The organism is Egicoccus halophilus, from assembly GCF_004300825.1.
GTDB lineage: Bacteria > Actinomycetota > Nitriliruptoria > Nitriliruptorales > Nitriliruptoraceae > Egicoccus > Egicoccus halophilus.
In genome coordinates, this window is sequence record NZ_CP036250.1 from 1587919 (window position 1) to 1614785 (window position 26867).

Sequence of the window (26867 nt, forward strand, 5' to 3'; positions counted from 1 at the left end):
GTCAGCCGGCCGTCGCCGCGTCCCGCCCCAGTACCAGCGTGATGTGCTCGACCTCACCGGACTCCTCGGTGCGCGCGCCGCCGGGTACCTCGTTGGCGACCAGCGCCGCGCCGGACCCCTGGCCGGGTGGGTAGCGCACCACCGAGGTGTCGGTCACCTCGGCGTTGCCCACGCCGACCACCTCGTAGCCACGTGACTCGAGCAGTTGCCCGACCTGGCCGGCCAACCCGGTCACGCCCGCGCCGTTGAGGACGCGGACCGCGACCTCGCCGGGGACGATGCCCGCCTCGCCTGCGCTGCCGTCGAACACGCTGCCGTCGCGGAAGCTGGCGAACAGGGTCTCGGCTTCGGCGCGACGCACGTAGAGCACGTCCGCGCCGCCCGACGTACGGCCGGGGTCGGCCGGCACGACCGAGGTCGTGGCGCTGCCGTCGGCCAGTGCCCGCCCGCCCCAGGCCAGGCGGGCGAGCGGCAGCAGGCCCAGCCGCCGGTCCGCGGCGACCGCGTCACCGGCCTCGTTGGACAGCGCGATCACCCGACCGGGGTGCAGCAGGGTGGCCGGGTCGGCGATACGTCCCGCCAGCGCCCGCAGGAACGTCTGCTGGCGCCCGATGCGGCCGAAGTCGTCGTCGATCTTGCGCACCCGGACGTAGCCGAGCGCGTCGCGACCGTCGAGGGTCTGACAGCCCGCCGGCAGGTCGATGCCGGCGTCGCGGTCGTCGATCGGCTCCTCGAGGCACAACTCCACCCCGCCGACGGCGTCCACGACGTCGCGGAACCCACCGAAGGTGACCTCGAGGTAGTGGTGGACGGGGATGCCCGACAGCTCGCGCACGGTCTGGACCAGGCAGCTCGGTCCGTCGATCTGCACGGCGGCGTTGATCCGACCTTCCGAGCCGTCGCAGCGGCGCACCAGCAGGTCCCGGGGGAAGGCGAGCAGCGCGGCGTCCCGTCCGCGGACGCTCAACAGGAAGATCGTGTCGGTGCGCTCGCCCTCGGCGCTGCCGGTGGACAGTTCGCGGCGTTCCTCGGGGCTCAACGACTCGCGGCTGTCGGAACCGACCACGAGCACGTGCATCGGGGAGCCACTGCGCGCCAGGCCGTCGACGTCGAGCTTGGGGATGCGGGTGGTGACCCAGGCGGCGAGCAGTGCCACCGCCAGCAGCACGAGCAGCAGCAGGCCCGCCAGCACGCGCACGGCCGTCGGCCGTCGTCGGCGTCCGCCGCCGCGCACACGAGGCCCCCAGTCCTGGTCGACGTCGGTGCTCACGGATGCTCCTGGAGGGTGCCGCTGGGCGGGCGGAGTGTGGCACGTCGGGCACCGGTCCCTGTACACGCGCGGGGAAAGCGGCCCCCCGGCGGCCCGGCCGGTCTAGCCCGTGACGAGCGTGTCCGGCAGGTGGCCGACGTCGCTGAAGCGTTGCAGGCTGAAGACGTGTCCGCTGGCGATCCGGGTCGTGCGCAGCAGCGTCACCGAGGCGTGGTCGGAGGCGAAGCGTTCCCACTCCCAGGGCTCGGGTGCCAGCCCCAACAGGTGGCCGAGGACGACACTGTTGGTGCCGGCGTGGGCGACGACGACCACCCGTGGGCGGTGCTCGGGCAGCTGCCAGAACCCATGGTCGTCGCGCTGCAGGCCGAGCCCGGCCAGCTCCTGCTCGAGGCCGGCGGTCACCCGTGCGTGGAAGTCCCGGAAGCTCTCACCGTCGGGGATGCCGTTCCACCAGTCCTCGCGGCCACGCACGCGTGCCTCACGGAAGACCCGCTCGACCTCCTCCTGCGGGGTGCCCTCCCAGGCCGCCGGCATCCGGATCTCGTGCAGCCACTCCCGTTCCTCGGCCGCGACGTCGGGCACCAGCGCGCGCAACGGCGCGGCCGTCTCGCGCGCGCGGGTGGCGGTGGAGACCAGCAACCGGTCGAAGGTGCCGGCGGCGAGCCGCTCGGCGACACGGCGCGCCTGCTCGTGCCCGCGGGGTGTCAGACCCGGGTCGACCCGGGCGGTGCGGTCGCGGGACCACTCGGGCTGCGCGTGTCGGACGAGGAGGAGTTCCATGCCGCAACGCTATCCGACCCGGGCGACGCGCCGACCGGGTGCACGGGCCGCTGCGTGCGTCCCCGGCCCGGCCGGGCATACTGCTCCGCGACCCGGAAAGGTCGACCCTGCATCCGCCGCGTATCCCCGAGGACGAGGCCGCGAGGCTCGCGGCCCTCGACGCGTTGGCCCTGGTCGGCACGGATGCGGAGGAGCGGTTCGACCGCATCACCCGCACGGTCGGCCGGTTGCTCGGCATGCCGATCGCGATGGTGAACCTGGTCACCGCCGAGGCCCAGTGGGCCAAGTCGGCCGTCGGCATGGACCAGGGCGCCACGGTGGAACGCGAGCGATCCTTCTGCGCGCACGTGGTCGGTGACGGCCGCCCGGTACTGGTCGAGGAGGCACTCGACGACCCGCGGTTCGTGGACAACCCGATGGTCACCACGGACCCACGACTGCGCGCCTACTTCGGCATGCCGGTGCGCGGGCCCGGGGGGCACGTGCTGGGGTCGCTGTGCGTCGCCGACGTCGCGCCGCGTGCGTTGGAGGCGGACCAGCTCAGCCTGCTCGCCGACCTCGCCGGTTGGGTCGAGGCCGAGCTCGACCGCACGCAGTTGGCCGCCGTGACGCTGCAGGAACGCCGCCTGCGGCAACGGTTGGAGGCCATCACGGGGGCCATGGGCGACGGCATTCTGGTGTTCGACCGCGCGGGCCGGATCGAGGCCTCCAACGCGGCCGCGAGCCGACTGCTCGGACGTCCGTCGGAGGTGCTGCACGGCGCGGCCGTTCCCGATCTGCTGCCCCCCACGGGCACCTCGCGGGCGGCGCTGGAGGAGCTGCTGGGTGCCGGCAGGCTGCGGACACCGCTGCGCGCGGAGATCGAGGTGGCGCGGCCCGACGGCGCCGCCGTCCCCCTCGAGGTGACCGTCGCGAGCGCCAACGGCACCGACACCTACGTCGTGGTCGGCCGTGACGTCACCGACCGACGTCGCCACGACGCGGCCCTGCAGAACCTGCGGCAGCTGTACGCGTCCATCCTCGACGCCGCCGCGGACGCGATCGTCGGCCTCGACCGCGACGGTCGTATCCAGTACGCCAACCCGGCGGCGCACCGGCTGTTCGTCGTGCCCGAGGGGGAGCTGCTGGGCGAGGACCTGCACACCCGGTTCCATCACCACCGCGACGACGGGTCGCCGTATCCCTGGCAGGAGTGTCCGAGCCGACAGACCCTGGTGACGGGGCGTCCCTGCGAGAGTCTCGAGGAGCGCTACCACCGCGCCGACGGCACCACGTTCTCCGCCGAGTACGTCTCGACCCCGTTGGTCGCCGACGGCGTCGTCAGCGGAGCGGTGCTGATGATCCGGGACGTGGAGGAACGTCGGACCGTCGAGCGGCTCAAGGACGAGTTCGTCGCCACGGTCAGCCACGAGCTGCGCACCCCGTTGACCTCGATCAAGGGCACGCTGGCGCTGGTGCTGGGCGGCGTCACCGGCGTGCTGCCCGCCGACGTCCGCAGCCTGCTCGAGGTCACCCACAGCAGCACGGAACGGCTGATCCGTCTCGTCAACGACATCCTCGACCTCGAGCGGATGGTCGGCGGCCACCTCGACCTGCGACGCGAGCCCTCCGACGCGCGCGAGCTCACGGTCGCGGCGCTCGACAACGTCGGTGGGCTCGCCGACGAGGCCGGGGTGACCATCGCGACCGCCGTGGAGCCGGTTCCGGTGTTCGTGGACGTCGACCGGATGGTGCAGGTACTGACGAACCTGCTCGGGAACGCGATCAAGTTCTCGCCGACGGGCGGCACCGTGCGGGTCTCGTGTCGGACGGCACCCGAGGGGCTGGTCCTCACCGTGGCGGACGAGGGACCGGGGATCGCGCTCGACGCCCAGCAGCGCATCTTCGAGCGGTTCGGTCAGGCCGACGGCTCCGACCGTCGGGAGAAGGAAGGCACCGGTCTCGGGCTCCCGATCGCGCGTGGGCTGGTCGAACAGCACGGCGGCCGGCTCGAGGTGGAGTCCGAGGGCGGCTCCGGCAGCCGCTTCCACCTGACACTGCCGGCCCTGCCCACCGGCAGCGAGGCCGCGGACAGCGAGGTCCACAGGTGACACCACACGTCCTGATCGTCGACGACGAGGACGCCATCCGGATGGTGGCGCGTCTGGGACTCGAACGGGTCGCCGGCTGGTCGGTCACCGAGGCGGGCAGTGCGGTCGAGGCGGCCGCCGCCGTCGGGACCGTGCGGCCCGACGTCGTGCTGCTCGACGTGATGATGCCGGTCGAGGATGGCCCGCAGACCCTCGAGCGGCTGCGGGCGCTGCCCGGCGGCGCGGACCTGCGCGTGCTGTTCCTCACGGCGAAGGCCCAGCGCAGCGAGATCGAGCGGCTCCGGGCGTTGGGGGTCGACGGCGTCATCAGCAAGCCGTTCGACCCCATGACGCTGGCCGGTGACATCGCCGGGCTCCTGGGCTGGGACCGGCCGTGAGCGGGGACCCGATGACCGCGGCGATCGCGGCCCTGTGGCAGCAGGTGGCGCCGGAGCAGATCGCCACGGCCCGAGCGCTCGAGTCGGCAGCCGTCCGCGTCCTCGACGCGCCCGCCGATGCCGAGGCCTGGGCCGAGGTGCGCGCACGCTCGCACCGGCTGGCGGGCACGCTGGGCACCTTCGGGCAGGTCGAGGCGGGGGACCTGGCCATCCGGCTCGAGCAGCGGGTGGAGGGGACCACCGACCCGGACGCGGCCCTGCGTGCGCAGGTCGCGTCGCTGGCCCGCGACCTGCGCCGGGTCCTGGAGGCATCCGTGGCCACGTGAGCTCGCCGCGCGGCGCGAGCGTCGCTCCGGTGCCCGCCGTCCTGCCTCGTGCTCGGCGGCGCCGTTCGTGCCGCGGCGGGAGTCAGGCCCCCGGGCGGTCGGCGCCGGGACGCGGTCGGGATGCGGCCTGGGCGACCGTCGGCCTGGCCTCCTGGCCGGGCGTGAAGCAGCAGTCGACCGGGCACACGTCCCAGTTCGGTCCGCGGGTGCCCAGCGCCGCCACCGGCCCTCCGGCGACCCGTTCCAGGACCAGGTCGCGGATGCCGCGCACGAACCGGTCGTCGGTGCCCACGGTCGCGGCGCGCGCGAACGCCAGCCCCAGCCGCCCGGCGGTGGCTGCGGCCTCGACGTCGAGGTCGTAGATGACCTCCATGTGGTCCGAGATGAACCCGATGGGTACGACCACGACCGCCCGCGTGCCCTGTCCGGCGAGCTGCTCGAGGTGGTCGTTGACGTCGGGTTCGAGCCATGGCACGAACGCGGGACCCGAGCGCGAGTTGTAGACCAGCTGCCACGGACGGCCCGGGAACGCCTCCGCGACCAGCCGACAGGTCTCGTAGTGCTGCACCTCGTAGTCGCTGTGGCGCGACATGGTGGTGGGGATGGAGTGCGTGGTGAACACCAACGCGGCGTCGTCGCGGACGTCCTCGGGCAGCTGCCCCAGGGCGTCCCGGATGATCGAGACCTGCGGCTCGACGAATCCCGGGTGGTTGTAGTAGACGCGGATCTTGTCCAGTTCGGGGGCGCCGTCGCCGACCTCGGCACGCGCGGCGGCGAGGTTCTCGCGGTACTGCCGGCAGCCCGAGTACGACGAGTAGGCGCTCGTGACGAAGCACAACGCCCGGCGCACGCCGTCGTCACGCATCTCGCGCAGGGTGTCGGCGAGCAGCGGATGCCAGTTCCGGTTGCCCCAGTAGACCGGCAGGTCCGGGCCCTCGGTGGCGATCAACGTCTCCAGCGCCGCCTTCAGGGCCCGGTTCTGGTCGTTGATGGGGGAGCGGCCGCCGAACTGGAAGTAGTGCTGGCTGACCTCCTCGAGCCGTTCGCGGGGGATGCCGCGACCGGCGGTGACCCGTTCCATGAACGGGATCACGTCGGCCTCCTGCTCGGGGCCTCCGAAGGACACCAGCAGGATCGCGTCGTAGTCGGTCGTCGTCATCGGTTCGAGTCCCTGTCGTCGCGGCGAACGTGGTGGGCGTCGGTCTGGACGTCGTCGGCGGCGGGGTCGTCGCCGACGGCGCTGCCGGTCGCGGGCCGGCCGTCCGCGATGGTGCCGGGCTCGACGCCCCAGGCGCCTTCGATGCGGCCGACCCGGTCGGCTGTCGGACGGCTCACGGCCAGGCCGGCGAGTGCGGCCACCGCGCCAGGGGCCACCACCCAGGCGGGTCCGAGCACGTACGCCGCGGCGACCGAGAGCAGCAGCGGGAACAGCAGGACGGCGAACTGGAGCCAGGCCTGCATGCGCAGCAGGGCCGCCGCCGCGCCGGGTTCCGGCCGCTGCGCCAGCAGCGAGCGCTCGGCGCCGACGACCCCGCCGACGGCCGCGATCCCCGTCAGCCCGACCAGCAGCACCGGCAGCGCCGGCGGGAGCGTCGATTCCGGCGCCGCGGTGACGTACACGACGGCGGCGAGCAGGACGACGCCGACGGCCGTGATGGTCCAGGTCCTGCGGAGCGGGGAGAGCACGTCGACGGGCACGGGCACCTCGCGGACTGGCGGACTGGCGGACTGGCGGGACGACGATGCTAGGTCTTGAGCCGCTCGAGCTGTTCCACGGGGCCGGGTGCGCGCCGCTGGGCCAGCCAGATCCCGAGGACGATGGCGACGCCGCCGGCCAGCGCCGGTGCGCCGAGCCGCTCGCCGAGGAACAGCGCGCCGGCGACCACCGCCACCAGCGGGATCAGGTAGGTGGTCAGCGTGGTGTTGGTCGCGCCGACCCGCGCGATCAGCAGGTAGAAGACGAGGTAGGCCAGGCCCGTTCCGAACACGCCGAGGGCGGCCACGGCGCCCAGGACGTCCGCCCGCAACGCCGCACGGGTGGGGACGCCCTCGATCACCAGCGCCATCGGCAGGGCGGCCAGGAAGGCGGTCAGGACCTGGCCCGTGGCGATCATCAGGGGGGCGGCGGTCCCGGAGACGTAGCGCTTGGCGTACACCGCGCCGCCCGCGTAGAGCACCGTCGCCGCCACGACGGTGACCACGGCGAGGACCCGGCCACGGTCGCCGAGGTCCGGCGCCACGATGATGCCGACACCGGCGAGGGCCATCGCGAGCCCGGCGATCCGCGCGGCGGTGACCCGCTCCATGCGCAGCGACGCGGCCACGAGGAAGGTGCTGCTCGGTACCAGCGCCATCAGCAGCGCGGCCAGGCCGGAGGGGATGGCGCGTTGGGCCGCGGCGACCGCCGTCCATGGGACCGCGTTGGAGAGCACCCCGAGCACGGCCACGTGCCCCCACCACCGCCACGACCGCGGCGTGCGCTGCCGGCGGAACGCGACGGCGACGAGCAGCACGGTCGCACCGATGAACGTGCGTCCGGCGACGATCGACACCGGACCCAGACCGCGCAGGCCGAGCTCGATGAACAGGAACGACAGACCCCACATGCTGCCCAGGGTGAGCAGCAGGGCGGTGTCCGCAGGGGTGAAGGTGGCGCTACCGCGGGCGGGAGCATGCAACGGGCAGGGCCTGGGACTCGGCGACGCGGACCGGCCGACGCTACCGCACTCGGAGGACCACCCGGGTCCGCATAGGCTCGTGGCGTCGTCGAGCGTCGAGGAGTTGCATGACCGCGGACCCGACCGTCGCGCCGGCCTGGTTCGCGGCTTCGCTGGCGGCGACGCCGGAGTCGCACGTGCTGACGGTGGACCGGGTGGACATCGCCTACCTGGCCTGGGGGCGGCCCGGGGACCCCGTGCTCGTACTCGTGCACGGCGGCGCCGCGCACGCCCACTGGTGGAGTTCCCTCGCGCCCCTGCTCGCCGAGGAACACCGGGTCGTCGCGGTCGACCTGTCCGGGCACGGCGACAGCGCCCACCGGGAGCGGTACCGGGCGGAGTGGTGGGCACAGGAGGTGGTGGCGGTCGCCGAGCACGAGCGCGTCGGCCCACGGCGACCGGTCGTCGTCGGCCACTCGATGGGCGGCTTCGTGACGGTCGTCGCGGCGGCGCGGCACGGTGCCGCGCTCGACGGCGCGATCGTCCTCGACGCCCCGATCCGTCGGCCCGACCCGGAGACCGAGGAGGCCGGTCGGCGCGGCCGCAGCATGTTCCGCCAGCCCAAGGCGTACCCGGACCTGGCCACCGGCATGGAGCACTTCCACCTCGTGCCTCCGCAGCCCGAGGCCGAGCCGTGGTTGCTGCGCGAGGTGGCTCGGCACAGTCTGCGACGCTTCGACGACGGGAGATGGCGCTGGAAGTTCGACCCACGCGTGTTCGTGGAGCGGACCGGTCCGAGCCGGCCGAGCGACTACGCCGAGGACCTCACCCGGGCGGCGTGCCGGCTGGCGATCGTCAACGGGGCACGCTCGGCGATCGTGGACGACGAGGTCATCGCGCACATGCGCGAGCTGGTGGCCGGTTCACCGGCCGCTGCCGCCGGGGTGCCGTTCGTGAAGGTGCCCGAGGCGCACCACCACCTGCTGCTCGACCAACCGCTGGCCACGGTGACGGCCCTGCGGGCGGTGCTCGCGACCTGGCACCCGGTCGGTGCCCCGCCCCCCAGCGTGCTCACCACCGGCGGCTGACCGCCGAGGCGCCGGACACCTCCGCCCCACCAGCCCCCTCAGGAGCCGGCGCGCTCGGAGGTCCGCCTGCGGGCCACCGCCCGACGCGCGCCGCCGCCGGTGACCGTTCGCCACCACCGTCGTCCGGAGTCCCCACCAGCCCCGTCAGGAACCGGCGCGCTCGGAGGTCCGCCTGCGGGCCACCGCCCGACGCGCGCCGCCGCCGGTGACCGTTCGCCACCACCGTCGTCCGGAGTCCCCACCAGCCCCGTCAGGAACCGGCGCGCTCGGAGGTCCGCCTGCGGGCCACCGCCCGACGCGCGCCGCCGCCGGTGACCGTTCGCCACCACCGTCGTCCGGAGTCCCCACCAGCCCCGTCAGGAACCGGCGGCAACAGATCAGAGCTTGCGCAGGTGGACGGTGTGCACGGCGTGGTCGGCGGCCTTCTGCAGCACGAGGTCGGCTCGCGACCGGGTCGGCAGCACGTTGTCGCGCAGGTTGACCCCGTTGATCCGGGCCCAGATGTCGCGCGCGGTGGCGTCGGCCTGGTCGTCGGTGAGGCCGGCGTAGCGCCGGAAGTACGAACGCGGGTCGCGGAAGGCGGTGCCACGCAGGGTGCGGAAGCGCTCGACGTACCAGCGCTCGACGTCCTGCTCGGCGGCGTCGACGTAGATCGAGAAGTCGAAGAAGTCGGACACGAACACCCGCCGCTCGTCGGCGGCGGTGCCGGTCTGCAGGACGTTGAGGCCTTCGAGGATGAGGATGTCCGGCTGACGCACCAGGACCCGCTCGTCGGGGACGATGTCGTAGGTGAGGTGGCTGTAGACGGGTGCCGCGACCTCGGGCTCCCCGGCCTTCACCCGCGCGACGAAGCGGACCAGGCTGGCCACGTCGTAGGACTCGGGGAAACCTTTGCGCTCCATCAGTCCCCGGCGTTCGAGTTCGGCGTTGGGCCACAGGAACCCGTCCGTGGTGACCAGCGCGACCTCGGGGTGGTCCGGCCAGCGGGAGAGCAACGCCTGCAGGATGCGGGAGGTGGTCGACTTGCCGACCGCCACCGACCCGGCGATCCCGATCACGAACGGGACCTTGGCCGCCAGTGATCCGAGGAACGTGTCGGTGGCCCGGTGCAGGTCCTGGGTCGCGGCGACGTAGAGGTTGAGCAGCCGGGACAGCGGGAGGTAGACGTCGGCGACCTCGTCGAGCGACACGCGGGTGTTGATGCCGCGCAGCTGGGCGAGGTCCGCCTCGGACAGCGTCAACGGGGTCGCGGAGCGCAGTGCCGCCCAGTCCTCGCGGGCGAGTGCGACCCAGGGGGAGGGGTCGCCGTCCGCGCCGTCGTCCATGGCGCGTGGACCGGTGCCACGGCGGGACCGCGCGGGCAGCGGGGACTCGGACACGGCAGGCCTTGCTCACGGACGACGACCGGCCAGCGTAGTGGGCCCGGTCCACCGGTATCGAGTCGCGGCCGAGCAGGACGGCTCCCGATGCGCGACACTGGAGGCGGTGCGGATCCGTCAGCACGCCGTCGGGCGTGTCACGGCGCCGCTCGGGACGTCGAGGACTCGAGGACGAGTGAGCACGAACGGGGCGGTCCGCTCCCTGGTGTGGCACCGCATCGCCGCGGTGCTGCTCGTCGTGGTCGTGGTGCCGTTGGTGGTGGCGATCGGCGCCGTCGCCGACGAACAACCGATCCGCGAGGGTGAGCCGGCGCCACGGACGGTGTTCGCCGACGAGGCGATCCGTGAGGTCGACGAGGAGGCCACCGAACAGGCACGCCAGACGGCGGCGCAGTCGGTGGATCCGGTCGAGGTGTTCAACCCGGGGGCGCAGGCCGAGATCGTCAGCGAGACGCGCCAGATCTTCGCGGCGGTGCGCGGGGTCCGGGAGCCACCCGACGCCGGTGGTGACGTCCCGCCGATGACGCCGAGTCGGGCCCAGCAGCTCGAGGCGCTCGAACAGGAGCAGCTCGGCCTCGAACCCGAGGTCCTCGACGCGCTGCTGTCGGTGCCGCTGACCCAGCTGGCGACCGTGGAACAGGTGACGGTCGCCATCGCGCAGGGCTTCGCGCGCCAGCCGGTGCCCGAGGACGAGGTCCAGCAACTGCTGGCCGACCAGTTGCCGGTGGAGCTGGCCGTGCAGTCGTTGCCGGGGGACACGGCGGAGACGATCGTGGATCCGGTGCTCCGGACCGTGATGCGTCCGACCGTGGTGGTGGACCCGGATGCGACCACGGCGCGTCGCGAGCGGGCCGCGGAGGAGACCGAGGAGCTCGCCTCGACCTGGCGGCCGGGGCAGGCGATCGTGCGCGAGGGCGAGATCGTCGGGCCCATGCAGGCGCGGGCGATCGAGAGCCTCGGCCTGAGCGGCTCCTCGCCGGCCCGCGCGTTGCTGCGGGCGTTGGCCGCGATGGCCATGGTGGCGGTCATCGGCGGGGTCTACCTGCACCGGATGCAGCCGCGCGTGTGGGTGACCGGCAAGAAGCTGCTGCTGCTGGGGCTGCTGGTCACCGCCTACGCCGGGCTCGTCGTGGGGGCGACCGCGGTGACGGGTGCGACCTCGAACGGTTGGGCCTACGTGGTGCCGGCCGGGGCGCTGGCGATGCTCGCCGCGCTGTTGATCCATCCGGTGGTCGGCATCTCGACCATGCTGCCGGCCGCCGTGCTCGTGCTGCTCGTGGAGCCCTCGGCGGCGCCGGTCGCGTTGTTCGCCGCGGCGGCCGTCCTGGTCAGCGTCCCGTTGACGACCCGGATCAGCTCGCGGTCGGACCTGCGTTCGGCGACGTTGCGGGCCGGCCTGAGCTACCCGGTGCTCGCGGCGGTGCTGGTGCTCGTGTTCGGGCCGCGCGACGAGCTGGTCACGGCGGTGCTCGCCGGCGCGCTCAACGGCCTCGTGACGGCGATCGCGGTCCAGGGCGCGATGCCGTTCCTGGAGAACCTGTTCCGGCTGCCGACGGTCACCGCGCTGCTGGACCTCGCCGACCGCAACCATCCGTTGTTGCGCGAGCTCGAGGCGAAGGCGCTCGGCTCGTACAACCACTCGGTGATGGTGGCCTCGCTGTGCGAGCGCGCCTGCCGGGCGATCGGGGCCCAGCCGCTGCTGGGCAGTGTCGCGGCGCTCTACCACGACATCGGCAAGGTCCGGCAGCCGCACTTCTTCATCGAGAACCAGCAGGGCATCGCCAACCCGCACGACGACCTCGAACCGGAGGTGTCGGCGGTCATCATCCAGAACCACGTCGTCGACGGTGTGGAGATGGCGACCGAGTACCGGCTGCCGCCGGAGGTCGTGGCCTGCATCGGCTCGCACCACGGCACGATGCTGGTGAGCTACTTCTTCGACCGGGCGGTCGAGGCCGCCGGTGGGGACCACGACGCGGTCGACGAGGAGCACTTCCGTTACAAGGGGCACAAGCCGCGCAGCAAGGAGGCGGCCGTGCTGCTGCTGGCCGACTGCTGCGAGGCGGCGACCCGGGCCATGGCGATGTCGCGCGGCACCCTGCCGCGCGACGACATCGAGTCGACCGTCGACCGGCTGCTGCAGGAGCGGGTCGACGACGGGCAGTTCGAGGAGTGCGACCTGACGTTCCGCGAGCTGATGACCGCTCGTGACACCATCGTGGAGTCGTTGGTCGGCATCTATCACCCCCGGATCGCCTACCCGGGCAAGCCGCAGCCGGCCACCTCCGTGTCGTCGGACGGCGCCGGTCCGGTCGGGGACACGGAGGCGTCCGACGGGGACGCACCCGGCGCGAACGGGGACGGCGCCCCGCCCGCGGCGGGATCAGACGGGGTCCTGCCCGAGCGCGAATCCCGCGTCGAGCACACGCGGTGAGTAGCTGCGGAAGGCGATGACCGTCTCCGAGCCGGCCACGCCCGGGATCTTGCCGACCCGGCCGGTCACGACGTCGGCGAGGTCCTCGTTGCGGGCCACCTTGACCTTGCAGATCAGGTCGTAGCGGCCGGTGACGGAGTAGACCTCCACCACGCCCTCGACGTCGCACAGCGCTTCGGCCACCTCGGGCACCTGGTCGGTCTGGACGTCGAGCAGCACGAAGGCGGTGATCACACGGACTCCTGGCGACGGGTGCGCCGGCACGCTAGCTGTTGTCGCGGCGCGCGGTAGCGTCCGGGCATGGCAGCAGGCACGAGCTTCGGGGAGGCGATCGAGACGGTCGTCGCGCGTCTGCCGGTGGGCACGGTGGCCACCTACGGCGAGGTCGCCGCGGAGGCGGGTCGACCGGGCGCGGCGCGGGCGGTCGGACGGGTGCTGCGCACGACGTCGCGCCCCCTGCCGTGGTGGCGGGTGGTGACCTCCGCCGGTCGACTGGTGCCCGGCCTGGAGGTGGAGCACGCCCGTCGTCTCACGGCCGAGGGTGTCGTGGTGGTCGGGGACCACGTCGCCGGTCTGCGCACGCGCCGGGTGGCCCGGGAGCGATAGCGTCCCCGGCGACAACGTCGCCGCACAGGACCGCCCTCGTGCCCACCTCCGATCCGACGCCGTCGACGCTCGCCGTCCAGCCGTTCCCGGGGATGCTGCATCACCTCGAGTTGTACGTCGCCGACCTCGAGCGCAGCGTCGCGTTCTGGGGGTGGCTGCTGCCCGAGCTCGGCTACGAGGTCTACCAGGAGTGGGACGAGGGGATCTCGTTCCGCTTGGGCACGGCCTACCTGGTGTTCGTCCAGGCGCCGCGGCCGGAACGAGGTGCCGACCGGCGGGGCGTCGGGTTGAACCACCTCGCCTTCCGTGTGCGCGACCGGGCGGACGTGGACCGCCTCACCGACGCGGTGCGTGCGCGTGGGTGCCGGGTGCTGTACGAGGACCGTCACCCGCTGGCCGGTGGGCCCGAGCACTACGCGTTGTTCTGCGAGGACCCGGACGGCCTGAAGGTGGAGCTCGTGTCGGCTGACTGACCGGGGACGGCATCCGCCCGAGGGGCGTGTGCACTAGTCGCGCAGCTTCGGGCGGAAAGCGACCGGACTGGGTCGTTTCGTGCGCTCGTTGCGCACCCTGACTGGCGGTGGACGGAAACGACCGATAGTGGCGTTGTACCACCTGACGGTGTTCCGGCCACGTGACGCGGCCGGAGGGACACCATCGCCCCGCCCCTCCTCGCATCCCCCGTCCCAGCGTCGGCACCGCGACCTCCGCGGCTCCGAACCAGACGTGCGAGGGTGGAACCCACACCTCGCCGCAGGTGGGTCACCCGGCCGAAACGCGCCCTCGGCCCGCCCCCCACCCGCGCACGCGTCCCGCTCCCGGACGCGCTCTCGCCCTCCGATCCGTCGAGGAGGACCACGGTGAACCCGACCGAACTCCCCACCGCAGAAGTGGCCGTCGAGGAACTTCTCGAACGCTCGTCCGAGCGTGGCTACGTACTGCTCTCCGAACTCCAGGACCTGCACGCGCCGGAACTCCACGGCGACACGTGGCTCGATGACGTGGTCGCCGAGATCCGTACCCAGGGCACCCAGGTCGTCGACGACGTCGCCGACGACGCGCCCGAGGAGGTCGCGGAGTACACCGGGGCCATGACCACCGACCTGGTGCGGCAGTACCTCAACGACGCCGGCCGCCACGCCCTGCTCACCAAGGAGGACGAGGCGGACCTGGCCAAGCGCTACCAGGCTGGCATGGCCGCCGACGAGATCCTGAGCTCCGGCCGCAAGCTGACGCGGACGCAGAAGGCCCGCATGCGCCAGGTCAGCCGCGACGGCGAGCGCGCCAAGGAACGCATGGTGCAGGCCAACCTGCGGCTCGTGGTCCCGCAGGCCCGCAAGTTCTCTGGACGCGACCTCGACTTCATCGAGCTGATCCAGGAGGGCAACCTCGGCCTGCTGCGCGCGGTCGAGAAGTTCGACCACACCAAGGGCTACAAGTTCTCGACCTACGCCGTCTGGTGGATCCGTCAGGCCCTGCAGCGCGGCGTGGCCTCCAAGGGCCGCACGATCCGTGTCCCCGCGCACGTCTGGGAGCTGTACGGCAAGCTCCGCTCCGCCGAACTGCGTCTGCGCCAGCAGAAGGGTGCCGACCCGACCGAGGACGAGATCGCCGAGGAGGTCGGCCTGACCGCCCAGCGGGTCCGTGAGGTCCGCGAGGCGATGCAGGAACTGGTCAGCCTCGACCGGCCGATCGGTGAGGACGGCGACGCCACGATGGGCGACCTGATCCCCGACGCCGGCGTGGTCGACCCGGCCGAGACCGCGCTCGAGGGGGACGCCTTCGCGCAGATCGAGGCCGCGCTCGGCGCACTCGACGAGCGCGAGCGGATCATCCTGGTGCTCCGGTTCGGTCTCCACGGCGAAGAGCCCCAGACCCTCGAGGAGATCGGTGCGCACTTCAGCCTGACCCGCGAGCGGATCCGCCAGATGCAGAACCGCGCCCTGGCCAAGCTTCGCCACCCGTCGCGCGCCCACAACCTCTCCGGACTGCTCGACGTGCTCGACCGGGCCGCCTGAGGTCCGCCCCGACGGCAGCGCCGTCGCGACCTCCCCACGCCCGCCGGTCTCCCCACCGGCGGGCGTCGTCGTGTTCCGCGCCCGGTCGCCGCGGCCGGTCGAGGTGCGCTCCGACCCCGACCACGGCGACCGCGCCAGGGCCGTCGTAGCATCCGGCCCGTCCCTCGTCCTCGTCCCGGAACCGGACCCGACATGCTCCAGGACCGCACCCACCGCTGGTTGCTCGGCGTCGTCGGTGTCCTGCTCGTGGCCACGATCGTCGGCATGGTCGCGCTGTGGCCGGCGCCGCGCGAGCTGTCCGACGAGCCCCCGCTCGACGACCGCTACACGGCCGTGCTGCGCGAGGTCGAGGTCATCGCCGGGGAGGACGACCCCGTCGCCGGCGGCTTCGGGGACGAGGTCGTCCTGGAGGCGGAACTGCTCGAGGGGCCCGACGCCGGGACGACCACGACGATCCGGGCCGCCGCCGAGGGGTATCCCGACTTCCGCGTCGGTGATCGGGTCGAACTCCAGGCTGCCAACGTGGGGGACGGGACCCAGAACTACTTCGTGGCCGACTTCCAACGGTTGCCCGCGCTGGGGTTGCTGATCGGGGTGTTCGTGCTGGCGGTGCTCGCCATCGGGCGCTTCCACGGCCTGCGTTCGCTGCTCGGGCTCGCGCTGAGCCTGCTCATCGTGGTGCAGTTCGTCGTGCCCGCGATCCTCGCCGGTGCGAGCCCGTTCCTCGTCGCCCTGGTCGGGTCGATCGCCGTGATGATCGTCACGCTGTACCTGGCCCACGGGGTCAACCCGATGACGACGGCGGCCATCGTGGGGACCAGCGTCGCCCTGCTGCTGACGATCCTGCTCGGCGTGGCGTTCATCGAGCACGCGCGCATCACCGGTTTCGCCTCCGAGGAGGCTGGCCTGGTCCGGTTCGCCGTCGAGGGCATCGACCTGCGCGGCCTGGTGCTCGCCGGTCTGATCATCGCGGCGCTCGGCGTCCTCGACGACGTCACGGTCAGCCAGGCGTCGACCGTGTTCGCGCTGCACGACACCGACCGCACCCTGCCGTGGCGGACACTGTTCGCCCGCGCCATGAAGGTCGGGCGCGACCACATCGCCTCCGTGGTCAACACGCTGTTCCTGGCCTACGCCGGAGCGTCGCTGACCCTGCTCGTGCTGTTCTCGACCGGGCCGGTCCCGGTGCTCGAACTCGTCAACTCCGAGATCCTCGCCGTCGAGATCGTCAAGACGGTGGTCGGTTCCCTGGGGTTGATCGCTGCCGTGCCGTTGACGACGGCACTGGCGGCGACCGTCGCCGTGCGTCGTCCTCCCGATGCCCCCTCCCTCGCTCACGGGCATGACCACGGCCACGGTCGTCGCCACGACCCGCAGGGCGCGACCGTGGTGACCGCGGCCGACGATGCCGGGCCCCACCCCTCGCGTGCCGACCGGCGCACGGAGGAGGAGCGGGTCGACGACGCCTGGATGCGTTACCTGCGCGAAGGGCCCGGTGCCGGCGAGGGTTCCGGTGCCGGCGGGCCGGACGAGTCCCGCTGACCCACGCCGTCGGACGGTCGGCGGGCCCTGGACCCGGGCGCGTACGGGTGGGACGTGCCACCGGCCGCCGTCGAGCGCTGACCCGGTCGATCGCGTTCCGGTCGTGGGGGTACCCCCGGCAGATCCAGGGGCCAGCCCCCACGTTCGAGGGCCGTCGGTGGGCGGATGCTCACGTCGACGACGCACTGGTGCGTCGCACGACCGGGAGCGACGACCGTGGCGACGGAACTGGCGACATCCGAGACGGCGGTGGCCGTCGCCGACGGACGTGACCGGGTGGTCGATCTCGTCCGAGCGGCAAGCCTGCTGGTGGTCGCGCTCGGCCACTGGCTGCTGGCCGGGGTGCAGCTCCACCCCGACGGTGGCATCGCCGTCGAGCACCTGCTCGCCGCGGCCCCGTGGACGCAGTGGTTGACCTGGGGGGCGCAGGTCATCGGGTTGTTCATGCTGGCGGGTGCGTTCGCCAACGCCACCAGTTGGCGCTCCCACCGCGTCGCTGGCGGCGGGTACGGCGCCTGGCTCGCCGGACGGTGGCTACGACTGGTCGTGCCGACGCTGCCGCTGGTCGCCTTCTGGGTGCCGGTCGCCGCCCTCGCCGTCCGTCAGGCACGGCTCGCCCCGGAGACCCTGCACGAGGCCACGCAGGTCGTCGCGGTGCCGGTGTGGTTCCTCGCCGTCTACGTGCTGCTCGTCGCCGCCACGCCGGCGCTGCTCGCCTGGCACGACCGGTCCGGCGTCCGCGCGCTCGCGGCGCTGCTCGCCGCCGCCCTGGTCGTCGAGGTCCTCGGCCGGGGCCTCGGGGTGCCGGTCGTCGGCTGGCTGCAGTTCCCGCTCGTGTGGGGCAGCGTCCACCAGCTCGGGTTCTTCTGGCAGGACGGTCGACTCCGGGCCGCCGGCCGGCGTGTCTGGACGCTGCTGGCCGGCGTCGGGATCGGCGGGCTGTACCTGATCACCCGGGGTCTCGACCTGTACCCGCTGTCCATGGTGGGGGTGCCCGGCGAGGTCCGCAGCAACAACACGCCGCCGAGTCTGGCGATCGTCGTGCTCTCGGTCGGCCACCTCGGCGTGCTGATGCTGGCCCACCGACGCCTGTCGACCTGGCTCGGGCGTCCCCGGGTGCAACGGGCGACGGCTCGGCTCGGCATGGTGTCGATGACCGTCTACCTGTGGCACCTGACGGCCATGGTCGCCGTGCTCGGCGTGGCGCTGGCGGTGCCGCCCGGTCGCGAACTGCTGCGCATGCCGGTCGCCTCCGCCGGCTGGTGGGCCACCCGACCCCTCTGGTTCGTCGCCCATGCCGCCGTCACGATCGTCCTGGCCCGAGCCGTGCTGCCCGTGGAACGGCGCACCGTCGCGGGCGTGCAACGGCTGCGGACGCGTCGACTGGCCCCGGTGCCGGTCGTCGCGTCCACGCTCGCCGCGTGCGCTGCCCTGGCCACCTTCGCCGGCCGGGGGTTCGTGGTACCGGACGCGCCCGGGCAGCTACCGGTCACCGGTCTGGCGCTCCTCGTCGTCGCCTGCCTGCTGCTGTGGGGGGCGACGCGATCGGCATCCCGACGCGTCGACTGAACCGGTCGGGTTCCGCGCGTGCGCCAGACGGGCCCCGGCACCGGCGACCCCGTCGCAGCGGCGGGGGCGCGAGCCGACTGGCCGAAAGGGGGGTACCGTCCGCGGCCCCGGGAAGCGCAACCGGAGACGGGTCGGGAGATCGCCCGTACTCTGCCGGGCCGCGACCTGTCGCGGCGCGTCGAGGCCACGCCGTCCGGGTCCGCCAGCGAGCCAGCACGAGACGGAACAACCTCTTGAGCGACGTCACTCCCACCTCCGAGTTGTTCGAGCGCGGCGCCTCCCGTGGCTACGTGCTGCTGTCGGAACTCAACGACCTGTTCGACCCGTTGACGATGCCCGACAACTGGGTCGAGGACACCGCCCAGCGGGCGCGCGACCTCAACATGCAGGTCCTCGACGACCTGGTGGAGGACGCCGACCGTCCCGAGGCGACGCCGCTGTCGGCCTCCTCGGACTCGGTGCGCCAGTACCTCAACGAGATCGGTCGCACCGATCTGCTCACCCCGGAGCAGGAGGTCGACCTCGCCAAGCGCTACCAGGCCGGTCTGGCCGCGGCCGCGCTGCTCGGGTCGGGACAGAAGCTGACGCCGCGCCGCAAGGCACAGCTGCGGATGGTCACCCGCGGCGGCGAGCGCGCCAAGGACCACATGATCCGGGCGAACCTGCGCCTGGTCGTGTCGGTCGCGCGCAAGTTCCGCGGACGCGGTGTGGACCTGCTGTCGTTGATACAGGAGGGCAACCTCGGGCTCATCCGAGGGGTCGAGAAGTTCGACCACACCAAGGGCTACAAGTTCTCCACGTACGCGACGTGGTGGATCCGCCAGGCACTGCAGCGCGGTCTGGCGAACACCGGCCGCACGGTCCGGCTGCCGGTCCACGTCCACGAGCTGATGGGCAAGGTCCGCTACGCCGAGTTCGCGTTGTTGCAGCAGCTCGGACGGGAGCCCACCGAGCACGAGATCGCTGCGGAGCTCGGACTGCCGGTCGAGCGTCTGCGTGAGGTCAAGCTCGCTGCCCAGGACGTCGCCTCGCTCGACAAGCCGATCGGTGAGGACGGCGACGCCACCATGGGTGAGCTCGTCGCTGACGAGGACGCGGTCGACCCGGAGTCGTCGGCCACCGCGGTCCTCGCCAAGCGCGAAGTGGAGCGGGCGCTGTCGGCGCTGACCGACCGCGAGCGGACCGTGTTGATGCTGCGCTACGGGCTGATGGACGGCGAGGAACACACGCTCGAGGACATCGGGGCCCAGTTCGGGCTGACCCGCGAACGTATAAGGCAGATCGAGAAGAAGACGCTGACCAAGCTCCGTCACCCGTCGCGTGGGTTCCAGCTGCGCGGTCTGCTCGACTCCGTCGATGCCCCGAGCTGACGCTCGGGGGCGGCGGGCGTGCTCGCTCCGCTCCGCGCCGCCGCCGACGTCGATGCCCCGAGCTGACGCTCGGGGGCGGCGGGCGTGCTCGCTCCGCTCCGCGCCGCCGCCGACGTCGATGCCCCGAGCTGACGCTCGGGGGCCACGGCGGTGGGTTTCCCCGCGCGGTCGGGCGTCGGGCCCGGTGACCGCGCTCGTGCTCGTCGGGGCGCTGCTGCTCGGTGCCTGCTCACCTGACGGCGACGCACCCGCGCCGGCCTCGCCGCCGGAGGCGCCGGCATCGCCGGAGGCGGCTCGCCCGGCCGAGCCGGAGGTGGCCCCGGTCCCGGCCGAGCCCGAGTCGGTGCCGGATCCACCGCCACCGCCACCACCGGAGTCCCGCGACCGGTTGGTCGCGCAGCTCGAGCTGCTGATCGCCGGCGCCGTCGAAACGCTGGACGGTGCGGACCTGGCGGTGCTGGTCACCGACGCCCACGGCCGCGAGGTCGCGGCGCACGAGGCGGACCGGGACGTGCTGCCGGCCAGCACGCTCAAGATCGTCACCGCCGCCGCGGCGCTCACCACGCTCGGCGCCGACCACCGCCTGCGCACACGGGTCGACGCGACCGCCCCGATCGGACCGGACGGGACGTTGGACGGCGATCTCGTGCTGGTCGGGTCGGGTGACCCGACGCTCGCGACGCCCGAGTACGGGCGCTGGATCTACCCGGCGCGGCCGCGCACCCCGCTCGAGTCGCTCGCCGACCAGCTCGTCGAGGCCGGACTGCGACGGGTGACCGGGAACGTGCGCGGCATCGCTCCGGGGTACGCCGACCCCGTCGGTGCCGAGGGCTGGCGGCCCAGCTACTTCGCCGACTTCGACGCCCGCTACATCAGCGGACTCACCGTCGACGGCGGCCTGGCCACCTCGATCCGCTGGCCGCACCTCGACGCCGAGCGGGCCGAGCAGGTGGCGGTGTCGGACGGGGACACGGACACGGACACGGAACTCGACCGCGTGAGCATCCCGCTGATCGGCACCCGCGAGCAGATCGAGGAGCGCCTCGCCGGCCTGGACCCGCCGCTGGCGCGCGTCGAGCTCGCCCCCGACCCGCGGTTGCAGGCGGCCAGGGAGTTGCGTCGCCTGCTCGTCGAACGTGAGGTGGTGGTCGACGGCGAGGCGCACGCCGCTCGCCGGCTCGCGGCCCACGAACGCGGACTGGCGGAGGTCGCCAGTCCACCGCTGGTCGACATCCTGCGCTTCGCGGTCCAGCGCAGCGACAACCACCTCACCGACCACCTGTTCCACGTCGTCGGCCGCGAGCGCACCGGAGGCGCCGGCTGGGAGCGTTCGGAACGCGCGGTCAAGGCCGCGCTCGACGAGCTCGGCGTGGACCACTCCGGCGCGGCCTTCGCCGACGGTTCCGGGCTCTCGCGCGACGACCGCGTCACGGCCCGGCTGCTGGTCGACCTCGACCGCACCATGTGGAGCGGCGAGCAGACCGTCACCTGGGCCTCCCTGCAGGCCGTGATGGGGGAGAGCGGGACGCTGCAGCGTCGGTTGCGGGGCACGCCGGCGGCCGGACGCTTCTTCGGCAAGACCGGGACGTTGAGCGACGTGCTCAGCCTCTCCGGTGCCGTGGTCGGCGACGACGGCAGCCGCTACCACCTCGCCGTCATCGGCAACGACGCCGAGCGCGGCCGGTGGCTCGTACGCACGCTGATGGACGAGGTGGTCCTGCTGCTGGCCGCCGACGTGCAGCAGTGCGAGGTGCGGCAACCGGCCGTCGGTGACGACGTCCGGATGGCACCGCAGGACGCCGAGAGCGATGCGCGCGCCGACGGGGACGAGGGCGGGGCGGGCGACGAGGGCGACGAGGGCGAAGCGGGCCACGAGGGTGGGGCCAGCGCGGAGGACGAGGCTCCGGTCGACGACGCCGCCGACGCCGACCCCGACGCCGACGTCGACGCCGACGTCGACGTCGACGCCGACGCCGACCCCGACGGCGATGTGGACGCCGGACCGCCGGCCGGCCCGCTCGGCGTGCCGCCCGTCGTCGTGCGCTGCTGAGTTCCTCCACCGGAACGCCGTTCAGCCCATCGAGCGTTTGGCGCGCGAGCGGGTACGCACCGCGCGCCACCCGATACGGGCCCGTGGTGGTCGAGCGTTTACGGTGATCCGGCGCGGTGGGTCGGAGCGACGAAACGAGAACGAGCGTGGCGACACAGTCCGTGGACCTGACCATCATCGGCGCCGGACCGGCCGGCCTCTACGCGGCGTACTACGCCGGGTTCCGGGGCATGCGCACGGCGGTGGTCGACTCGCTGCCCGAACCGGGTGGGCAGGTCGCCGCGCTGTATCCGGAGAAGCTGATCTACGACGTCGCCGGCTTCCCCGCCATCAAGGGCCAGGAGCTCATCGAGCGTTGCGTCGAGCAGGCCGCCGCCTACGACCCCGCCTACGTGCTGGGTCACCGGGCCGAGACGTTGACCCGGCACGACGACGGCTCGTTCACGATCGGCACGCACAAGGGCGAGCAGGTGTCGACCAGGTCGGTGCTGATCACCGGGGGCATCGGCACCTTCACGCCCCGACCGCTGCCGGACGCGGCCGAGTTCGAGGGACGCGGGCTGGTGTACTTCGTCCGCGAACTCGAGACGATGCGGGACCTCGACGTGCTGATCGTCGGCGGTGGTGACAGCGCGGTGGACTGGGCGCTCAACCTCGAGGGCATCGCCCGTTCGATCACGCTGATCCACCGGCGCGACCGCTTCCGCGCCCACGAGGACTCGGTCCAGAAGCTGTACGCCTCGTCGGTACGCGTGCTCACGTTCACCGAGGTCGCGCAGCTGCGTGGCGCCGACCGGCTCGAGGAGGCGACGGTCTTCTCCAACAAGACCGACGAGCGGGAGACGATCAAGGTGCAGGCGGTCGTCGCCGCGCTCGGTTTCACCTCCGACCTCGGTCCGCTCAAGTCGTGGGACATCGAGATCGACGGTCGGCACGTGCTCGTCGACACGCGGATGCAGACCTCGATCGAGGGGGTCTTCGCCGCCGGGGACATCACCGAGTACGAGGGCAAGGTGCGCCTGATCGCGGTCGGTTTCGGTGAGGCGGCGACCGCCGTCAACAACGCGGCGGTCTACATCGACCCCGCCGCGCGGGTCTTCCCGGGGCACAGCTCCGGCTGAGCGCCGGTCGTCGTCCGCCTCCCGCGCACGAACGACATCTCAGAGGCGTTCGATCGCCACGATCCGCTGCCTGGCGCCGTAGGTCGGCGCGCGCACCCCGGTCGCCAGCAGCAGGCGCACGACCCGCCCGCGGTGCCCGGCGAAGGGAGCCAGCAGTTCGAGCATGCGCTCGTCGGTCGCGCGCGGTTCACCGGCCAGGGCCCACGCGACCTGGTTCTTGACGTGGAAGTCGCCGACCTCGACCTGGTCCGGGTCGCCCGTGGCGATGCGCAGCACGAGTGCCGCCGTCCAGGGACCCAGGCCCCGGATCCCGCAGATCGTCTCGCCCGCGGCATGTCCGGGACGCGTCAACGCCGCCTGGATGCGCTCGGCGGACCGCGCGGCCGCGACGATCGCCTCGGCACGGTGGCGTTCGACGCCGAAGCGGTGATAGGCCCAGTAGGGCAGTGCGGCGAGCACGTCGGGGGCCGGGTGCAGCCGCAGGTCGTAGGGACCGGGCGCCGCCTCCCCGTGGGCCCGTACCAGTCGCGTCCAACTGCGGGCCGCCTCGATCGAGGTCACGCGCTGGGCGAGGATGGTGGGCACGAGCCCGTCCCACGCGACGCCCGTGCGGCCCAGTCGGAGGCCGGGACGGCGGTGCGCCGCACGCGCCACGTGCGGGTGCAGTTCGGGCCGGAAGCCCGTGCGGTCGTCGTCCGCACCGATCAGTGCCGGGGCGCGATCGAGCAGCCACGCGGCTCCGGGGCCCCAGGCGCGGGCGACGAACCCGTCATCGCCCGCGCGCGTGACCTCGATCGTTCCGGGTCCGTCGGGGGTCCGGGTGCAACGGGCGACCCCGGTCGCCCGCAGGCGGATGGTCGGATCCTGCGCCGAGTGCACCAGCGGACGCAGGGACGTCAGCAGGTCGAGGGGGCCGGGGACCGAGAAGCGCCGCATCCGTCGGACGGTACCTCGACCATGCGCCGCGCCCGACGCCTTCGGGCGTCGGGCGAGGTGGTGTCCCGAGAGCCGGTCAGGCGGTCGGGTCGTCGACGTAGCGCAGGTACGGGCGCTTGGCCTCGAAGTTCTCGAACCGCTCCTTGGCGTCCTCGTCGGAGACGGCCGGGGTGACGATGACGCGGTCACCCTTGGTCCAGTTCGCCGGCGTCGCCAGGCCCTGGGTCGAGGTGAGCTGCAGCGAGTCGAGGACGCGGATCAGCTCGTCGAAGTTCCGGCCCGTGGCGGCCGGGTAGGTCAGCGTGAGCTTGATCTTGTTGTCGGGTCCGACGACGAACACCGAGCGCACCGTGGCGGTGTCGTCGGCGTTGGGGTGCACCATGTCGTACAGGTCGGCGACCTTGCGCTCCGGGTCGGCGATGAGCGGGAAGTTCAGGGCCGTGCCCTGGGTCTCCTCGATGTCCTTGTCCCAGCCCTCGTGGTCCTCGAGCGGACTCACGGACAGGCCGATGACCTTCACGCCGCGCTTGTCGAACTCGTCCTTGAGGTTGGCGACGGCACCGAGCTCGGTGGTGCAGACCGGGGTGTAGTCCTTCGGGTGGCTGAACAGCACCGCCCAGTCGTCGCCCTTCCAGTCGTGGAAGTTGAGCTCACCCTCGGTGGTGGGAGCGGTGAAGTTCGGGGCCTCGTCTCCGAGTCGGATGGCCACAGCTGGTCCTTCCTGGTAGGGAACCCGTTGTCGAAGGCGACGTCGGGGGCCGGACACCTCTGGTCCGGGGCACCGACCGCAGTGGTCGGGCGCGTCGCCGACGACCGTACGGAGCGGTGCCCGGCGATCGCGCGACGTCGAAGTGCCAACCGTGCAAACCGCCCCGGGTCACCGGTCAGCGGGAGGGCCGCCCTCAGAACAGGCTGACCTGCTCACCGGACACCGGCGAGGTGGTCACCGGGGTGGGCGCGGCCGCGGCGAAGGCACCGACCAGGTCGTCGGGATCCGACGGGATCGGCGGGAGTGGCGGTGGCGGCGGCGTGGTGACGGCACGGACGAAGCGACGGGCGGCCGCGTACAGACCGAGACCGTCCATCGTGGCCTCGACCCGGCGGTGGTCGACGCCGGCGGCCACGGCGCCCTCGACGTCGACGGACAGGTGGGGGATCGGCGCCATCAGCTCGAGGTTGCGCAGCACGCGGTCGCGACTGGAACGCAGCGCCGCCTCGACCCGCGGGGCCAGATGTTGCAGCGCGTCGTACATGGCCAGGACGCTGCCGTAGTCGCGCACCAGACGGGCCGCCATCTTCGGGCCGATGCCGGTGGCGCCCGCCAGACCGTCGGACGGGTCACCGCGCAGCGCGGCGAGGTCGGTGTAACCGGCGGGCGGCACGCCGTACTCGTCCTGCACGGCGGCCTCGTCGTAGACCTTGAGGTCGGCGAAGGTCGCGCGTGGACGCAGCAGCCGGGTGTTCGGCCCCACCAGCGCGGTCAGGTCCCGGTCGGAGCTGAGCACGTCACAGGGCCACCCGCGTTCGGCGCAGGTGTCCACCGTGGCGGCGAGCAGGTCGTCGGCCTCGGCACCGTGGATCTCGGCGACGGTGAACCCGCAGTCGCGCAGATGGCCACGCAACGCCTGGAGGTGACCGGGCAGGTCGGGGTGCGTGGCGGCGCGATTGGCCTTGTACTCGGGATGGTCGAGCTTGCGCTGGTTGGTCGGGTGGTCGAAGCCGACCACGACCGCGTCGTAGGGACCCTCGATCCAGGCGGAGGCGAGCATCCCGACCACCGCACCGGTCACGAACGGGATCGACCATCCCTCGCGTTCGGCCTCCGCGCGAGCGCTGTGGAAGCCCCGGTGCCCGAGGGAGTTGCCGTCCACGGCGAGGACGCGGGGCGACGCGGGAGGAGGGGGCACGGCGGGTCCTGGCGGTCGTGACGTCGGAGCCGACGGTAGCGAACCAGTAGCCTCGTTCCGTCCAGGATCGCCGCGAGCCAGAAGGAGAACGGGTGCAGGGTCGCGTCCGACGCGCGCTGGTCACCGGTGCCTCCTCCGGCATCGGCGAAGCCTTCGCCCGGCACCTCGCGGACCGGGGCGTCGAGGTGGTGCTGGTCGCCCGCCGTGCGCAGCACCTGCACGCCCTGGCGGACACGCTGCCCACGGTGACGGAGGTGCTGGGCGCCGACCTCACCCGGCCGGCCGAGACCCGCCGGGTGGAGGAGCGGCTCGCCGCCACCACGGCTCCGGTCGACCTGCTGGTCAACGCGGCCGGCGTGGGTGCCTACGGCGCGTTCGGTGAGCTGGACGTGGACGAGCAGACGCGGCTGACCACGCTCAACGCCGTCGCCCTGCTGCGCTGCAGCCGGGCGGTGCTGCCGCAGCTGCTGGCCCGCGACACCGGCGGCATCGTGCAGGTCGGGTCGCTGGCGGGCTGGCAACCGGATCCGTTCGCGGCCGTCTACGGGGCCTCGAAGGCGTTCGTGCACGCCCTCGGGCAGGCCCTGCACGAGGAGACCCGGGGAACCCGCGTCACCGTGAGCGTCGTGGCCCCCGGGCTGACGGCCACGGGCTTCGCGGCGGCGTCGGGCCAGCGGTTGCCGACGTCCTCCCCGGTCCTGGTCCGGTCACCCGACGAGGTCGTGACGCACGCGTTGCGCGGCTTCGCGCGGGGCCGGGCGGTCGTCACCCCGAGCCGCGCCGACCGCGTGGTGGCGGCTGCGGCCCGCCGGGCTCCCGACGCGGTGACCCGTCGGGTCTCGGCGCTGACCCACCGTCGCCTGGTGGCGTCGTGAGTGCGCAGGCGGCCGTCGACGACCCGGTGCACCTGCGCTTCCTGCAGGTCCGCGGCCTGCCGCTGCTGGTGGCGGCGGTCGGGCCCCACGGCCGGGGACCGCGGTTGTTGGCGGCACTGGACGAGCGCGGTCTGCCGGCGATCGCCGGCTTCCTCGGGGTCGACCTGCCGCGTGGTGCCCGGATCGGTTTCTCCGTGGACGCCGACGACCTGCGCCTGGTCGACGAGCAGGACGCCACGCTGCTGCGCGCGCCTCGGGCCGCCGTCGATGCCGGCTGGCTGGCGGCCGCCCGCCGCGTGCGCGGGACGATGCTCGTCGTCGTGCGCGACACGGTGCTCTCGGCCGACGAGGATCCCGTGGCGCTGGCGGCGCGGATCGACACCCTGGCCCGGGCGGGTGCCGTGAGCGGCGCGATCGTCGGGGTGGTCGAGGAGCGCCCGACCCTGCCGCTGCTGTTCTGAGCGCTGGCGGT

General features: G+C 73.1%; 25 protein-coding genes. 15 read left to right on the top strand and 10 right to left on the bottom strand.

The window, feature by feature from the left end; genetic code table 11:
- Nucleotide 1 precedes the first annotated feature (1 nt).
- Both ELR47_RS07085 and ELR47_RS07090 read right to left on the bottom strand, forming a co-directional pair.
- A complete protein-coding gene (locus ELR47_RS07085; RefSeq protein ID WP_130649256.1) occupies nt 2-1270 on the bottom strand; it encodes an LCP family protein in 1269 nt (422 codons plus the stop codon).
- 102 nt (nt 1271-1372) lie between these two features.
- Nucleotides 1373-2050 carry a histidine phosphatase family protein gene (locus tag ELR47_RS07090; RefSeq protein ID WP_130649257.1) on the bottom strand — a complete coding sequence of 226 codons (678 nt, stop codon included), beginning with the start codon at nt 2048-2050 and terminating at the stop codon, nt 1373-1375.
- A gap of 38 nt (nt 2051-2088) precedes the next feature.
- Between ELR47_RS07090 and ELR47_RS07095 the strand changes: the two genes are divergently transcribed.
- Genes ELR47_RS07095 through ELR47_RS07105 form a run of 3 tightly spaced genes read left to right on the top strand, consistent with a single transcriptional unit; the run spans nt 2089 to nt 4843 of the window.
- Nucleotides 2089-4140, top strand: coding sequence for an ATP-binding protein (locus tag ELR47_RS07095; RefSeq protein ID WP_165403906.1), 2052 nt, complete (start codon nt 2089-2091; stop codon nt 4138-4140).
- Complete coding sequence (locus ELR47_RS07100; RefSeq protein WP_130649259.1) at nt 4137-4517, top strand: response regulator; 381 nt, start codon at nt 4137-4139, stop codon at nt 4515-4517. Before ELR47_RS07095 ends, ELR47_RS07100 begins: the two co-directional genes overlap by 4 nt.
- Nucleotides 4514-4843: an Hpt domain-containing protein gene (locus ELR47_RS07105; protein ID WP_130649260.1), complete on the top strand. Its 330-nt coding sequence runs from the start codon at nt 4514-4516 to the stop codon at nt 4841-4843. Before ELR47_RS07100 ends, ELR47_RS07105 begins: the two co-directional genes overlap by 4 nt.
- An 82-nt stretch (nt 4844-4925) precedes the next feature.
- Here ELR47_RS07105 and ELR47_RS07110 read toward each other — a convergent pair whose 3' ends face one another.
- The 3 genes from ELR47_RS07110 to ELR47_RS07120 are packed head-to-tail and all read right to left on the bottom strand — an operon-like array spanning nt 4926 to nt 7521.
- On the bottom strand, nt 4926-6002 hold the full coding sequence (locus ELR47_RS07110; RefSeq protein ID WP_130649261.1) for a ferrochelatase: 1077 nt from the start codon (nt 6000-6002) through the stop codon (nt 4926-4928).
- The gene (locus ELR47_RS07115; RefSeq protein ID WP_130649262.1) at nt 5999-6541 is read right to left on the bottom strand and encodes a hypothetical protein; all 543 of its coding nucleotides are present in this window, start codon (nt 6539-6541) and stop codon (nt 5999-6001) included. The genes ELR47_RS07110 and ELR47_RS07115 overlap by 4 nt, the downstream gene beginning before the upstream one ends.
- A 47-nt stretch (nt 6542-6588) precedes the next feature.
- Nucleotides 6589-7521 carry a DMT family transporter gene (locus tag ELR47_RS07120; RefSeq protein ID WP_130649263.1) on the bottom strand — a complete coding sequence of 311 codons (933 nt, stop codon included), beginning with the start codon at nt 7519-7521 and terminating at the stop codon, nt 6589-6591.
- A 107-nt stretch (nt 7522-7628) separates the two neighbouring features.
- Between ELR47_RS07120 and ELR47_RS07125 the strand changes: the two genes are divergently transcribed.
- Nucleotides 7629-8588 (top strand): alpha/beta fold hydrolase, encoded by a 960-nt coding sequence (locus tag ELR47_RS07125; protein ID WP_130649264.1) that lies wholly within the window; start codon nt 7629-7631, stop codon nt 8586-8588.
- A 377-nt stretch (nt 8589-8965) separates the two neighbouring features.
- On the opposite strand, the gene coaA is transcribed toward ELR47_RS07125, so the two are convergent.
- The gene (coaA, locus tag ELR47_RS07130) at nt 8966-9913 is read right to left on the bottom strand and encodes a type I pantothenate kinase (protein WP_130649265.1); all 948 of its coding nucleotides are present in this window, start codon (nt 9911-9913) and stop codon (nt 8966-8968) included.
- A gap of 229 nt (nt 9914-10142) precedes the next feature.
- On the opposite strand from coaA, the gene ELR47_RS07135 reads away from it, so the two are divergent.
- Nucleotides 10143-12401 (top strand): HD family phosphohydrolase, encoded by a 2259-nt coding sequence (locus ELR47_RS07135; RefSeq protein ID WP_165403907.1) that lies wholly within the window; start codon nt 10143-10145, stop codon nt 12399-12401.
- Here the strand turns inward: ELR47_RS07135 and ELR47_RS07140 are convergent.
- Entirely contained in the window at nt 12351-12635 is a 285-nt protein-coding gene (locus ELR47_RS07140; RefSeq protein ID WP_130649267.1) for an Lrp/AsnC family transcriptional regulator, read from the bottom strand. The two genes, ELR47_RS07135 and ELR47_RS07140, sit on opposite strands and share 51 nt — an antisense overlap.
- 66 nt (nt 12636-12701) lie before the next feature.
- Here ELR47_RS07140 and ELR47_RS07145 point away from each other — a divergent pair, with 66 nt between their 5' ends.
- From ELR47_RS07145 to ELR47_RS07180, 8 genes are all read left to right on the top strand, one after another.
- Nucleotides 12702-13007, top strand: coding sequence for an MGMT family protein (locus ELR47_RS07145; protein ID WP_130649268.1), 306 nt, complete (start codon nt 12702-12704; stop codon nt 13005-13007).
- Nucleotides 13008-13102: 95 nt separating this feature from the next.
- Entirely contained in the window at nt 13103-13480 is a 378-nt protein-coding gene (locus ELR47_RS07150; protein WP_370469431.1) for a VOC family protein, read from the top strand.
- A 387-nt stretch (nt 13481-13867) separates the two neighbouring features.
- Nucleotides 13868-15025, top strand: coding sequence for a sigma-70 family RNA polymerase sigma factor (locus ELR47_RS07155; RefSeq protein ID WP_130649269.1), 1158 nt, complete (start codon nt 13868-13870; stop codon nt 15023-15025).
- A 192-nt stretch (nt 15026-15217) separates the two neighbouring features.
- Nucleotides 15218-16567 (top strand): YibE/F family protein, encoded by a 1350-nt coding sequence (locus tag ELR47_RS07160; RefSeq protein ID WP_130649270.1) that lies wholly within the window; start codon nt 15218-15220, stop codon nt 16565-16567.
- Between the two features lie 216 nt (nt 16568-16783).
- Nucleotides 16784-18136 (top strand): acyltransferase family protein, encoded by a 1353-nt coding sequence (locus ELR47_RS07165; RefSeq protein WP_165403908.1) that lies wholly within the window; start codon nt 16784-16786, stop codon nt 18134-18136.
- A 233-nt stretch (nt 18137-18369) separates the two neighbouring features.
- Nucleotides 18370-19506: a sigma-70 family RNA polymerase sigma factor gene (locus ELR47_RS07170; protein WP_130649272.1), complete on the top strand. Its 1137-nt coding sequence runs from the start codon at nt 18370-18372 to the stop codon at nt 19504-19506.
- A 184-nt stretch (nt 19507-19690) separates the two neighbouring features.
- A complete protein-coding gene (gene dacB, locus ELR47_RS07175; protein ID WP_130649273.1) occupies nt 19691-21556 on the top strand; it encodes a D-alanyl-D-alanine carboxypeptidase/D-alanyl-D-alanine endopeptidase in 1866 nt (621 codons plus the stop codon).
- A gap of 146 nt (nt 21557-21702) precedes the next feature.
- The gene (locus ELR47_RS07180; protein ID WP_205745499.1) at nt 21703-22677 is read left to right on the top strand and encodes an NAD(P)/FAD-dependent oxidoreductase; all 975 of its coding nucleotides are present in this window, start codon (nt 21703-21705) and stop codon (nt 22675-22677) included.
- A gap of 39 nt (nt 22678-22716) precedes the next feature.
- Here ELR47_RS07180 and ELR47_RS07185 read toward each other — a convergent pair whose 3' ends face one another.
- The 3 genes from ELR47_RS07185 to ELR47_RS07195 all read right to left on the bottom strand — a co-directional run bounded on the left by ELR47_RS07185 (nt 22717) and on the right by ELR47_RS07195 (nt 25520).
- Entirely contained in the window at nt 22717-23613 is an 897-nt protein-coding gene (locus ELR47_RS07185; protein WP_130649275.1) for a DNA-3-methyladenine glycosylase family protein, read from the bottom strand.
- 76 nt (nt 23614-23689) lie between these two features.
- Entirely contained in the window at nt 23690-24322 is a 633-nt protein-coding gene (locus ELR47_RS07190) for a peroxiredoxin (RefSeq protein ID WP_130649276.1), read from the bottom strand.
- A 193-nt stretch (nt 24323-24515) separates the two neighbouring features.
- Entirely contained in the window at nt 24516-25520 is a 1005-nt protein-coding gene (locus tag ELR47_RS07195) for a 5'-3' exonuclease (protein ID WP_130649277.1), read from the bottom strand.
- Between the two features lie 92 nt (nt 25521-25612).
- On the opposite strand from ELR47_RS07195, the gene ELR47_RS07200 reads away from it, so the two are divergent.
- Nucleotides 25613-26395, top strand: a complete 783-nt coding sequence (locus tag ELR47_RS07200; RefSeq protein WP_130649278.1) for an SDR family NAD(P)-dependent oxidoreductase — start codon at nt 25613-25615, stop codon at nt 26393-26395.
- Nucleotides 26392-26856, top strand: coding sequence for a hypothetical protein (locus ELR47_RS07205; protein ID WP_130649279.1), 465 nt, complete (start codon nt 26392-26394; stop codon nt 26854-26856). Before ELR47_RS07200 ends, ELR47_RS07205 begins: the two co-directional genes overlap by 4 nt.
- Nucleotides 26857-26867: the final 11 nt, after the last annotated feature.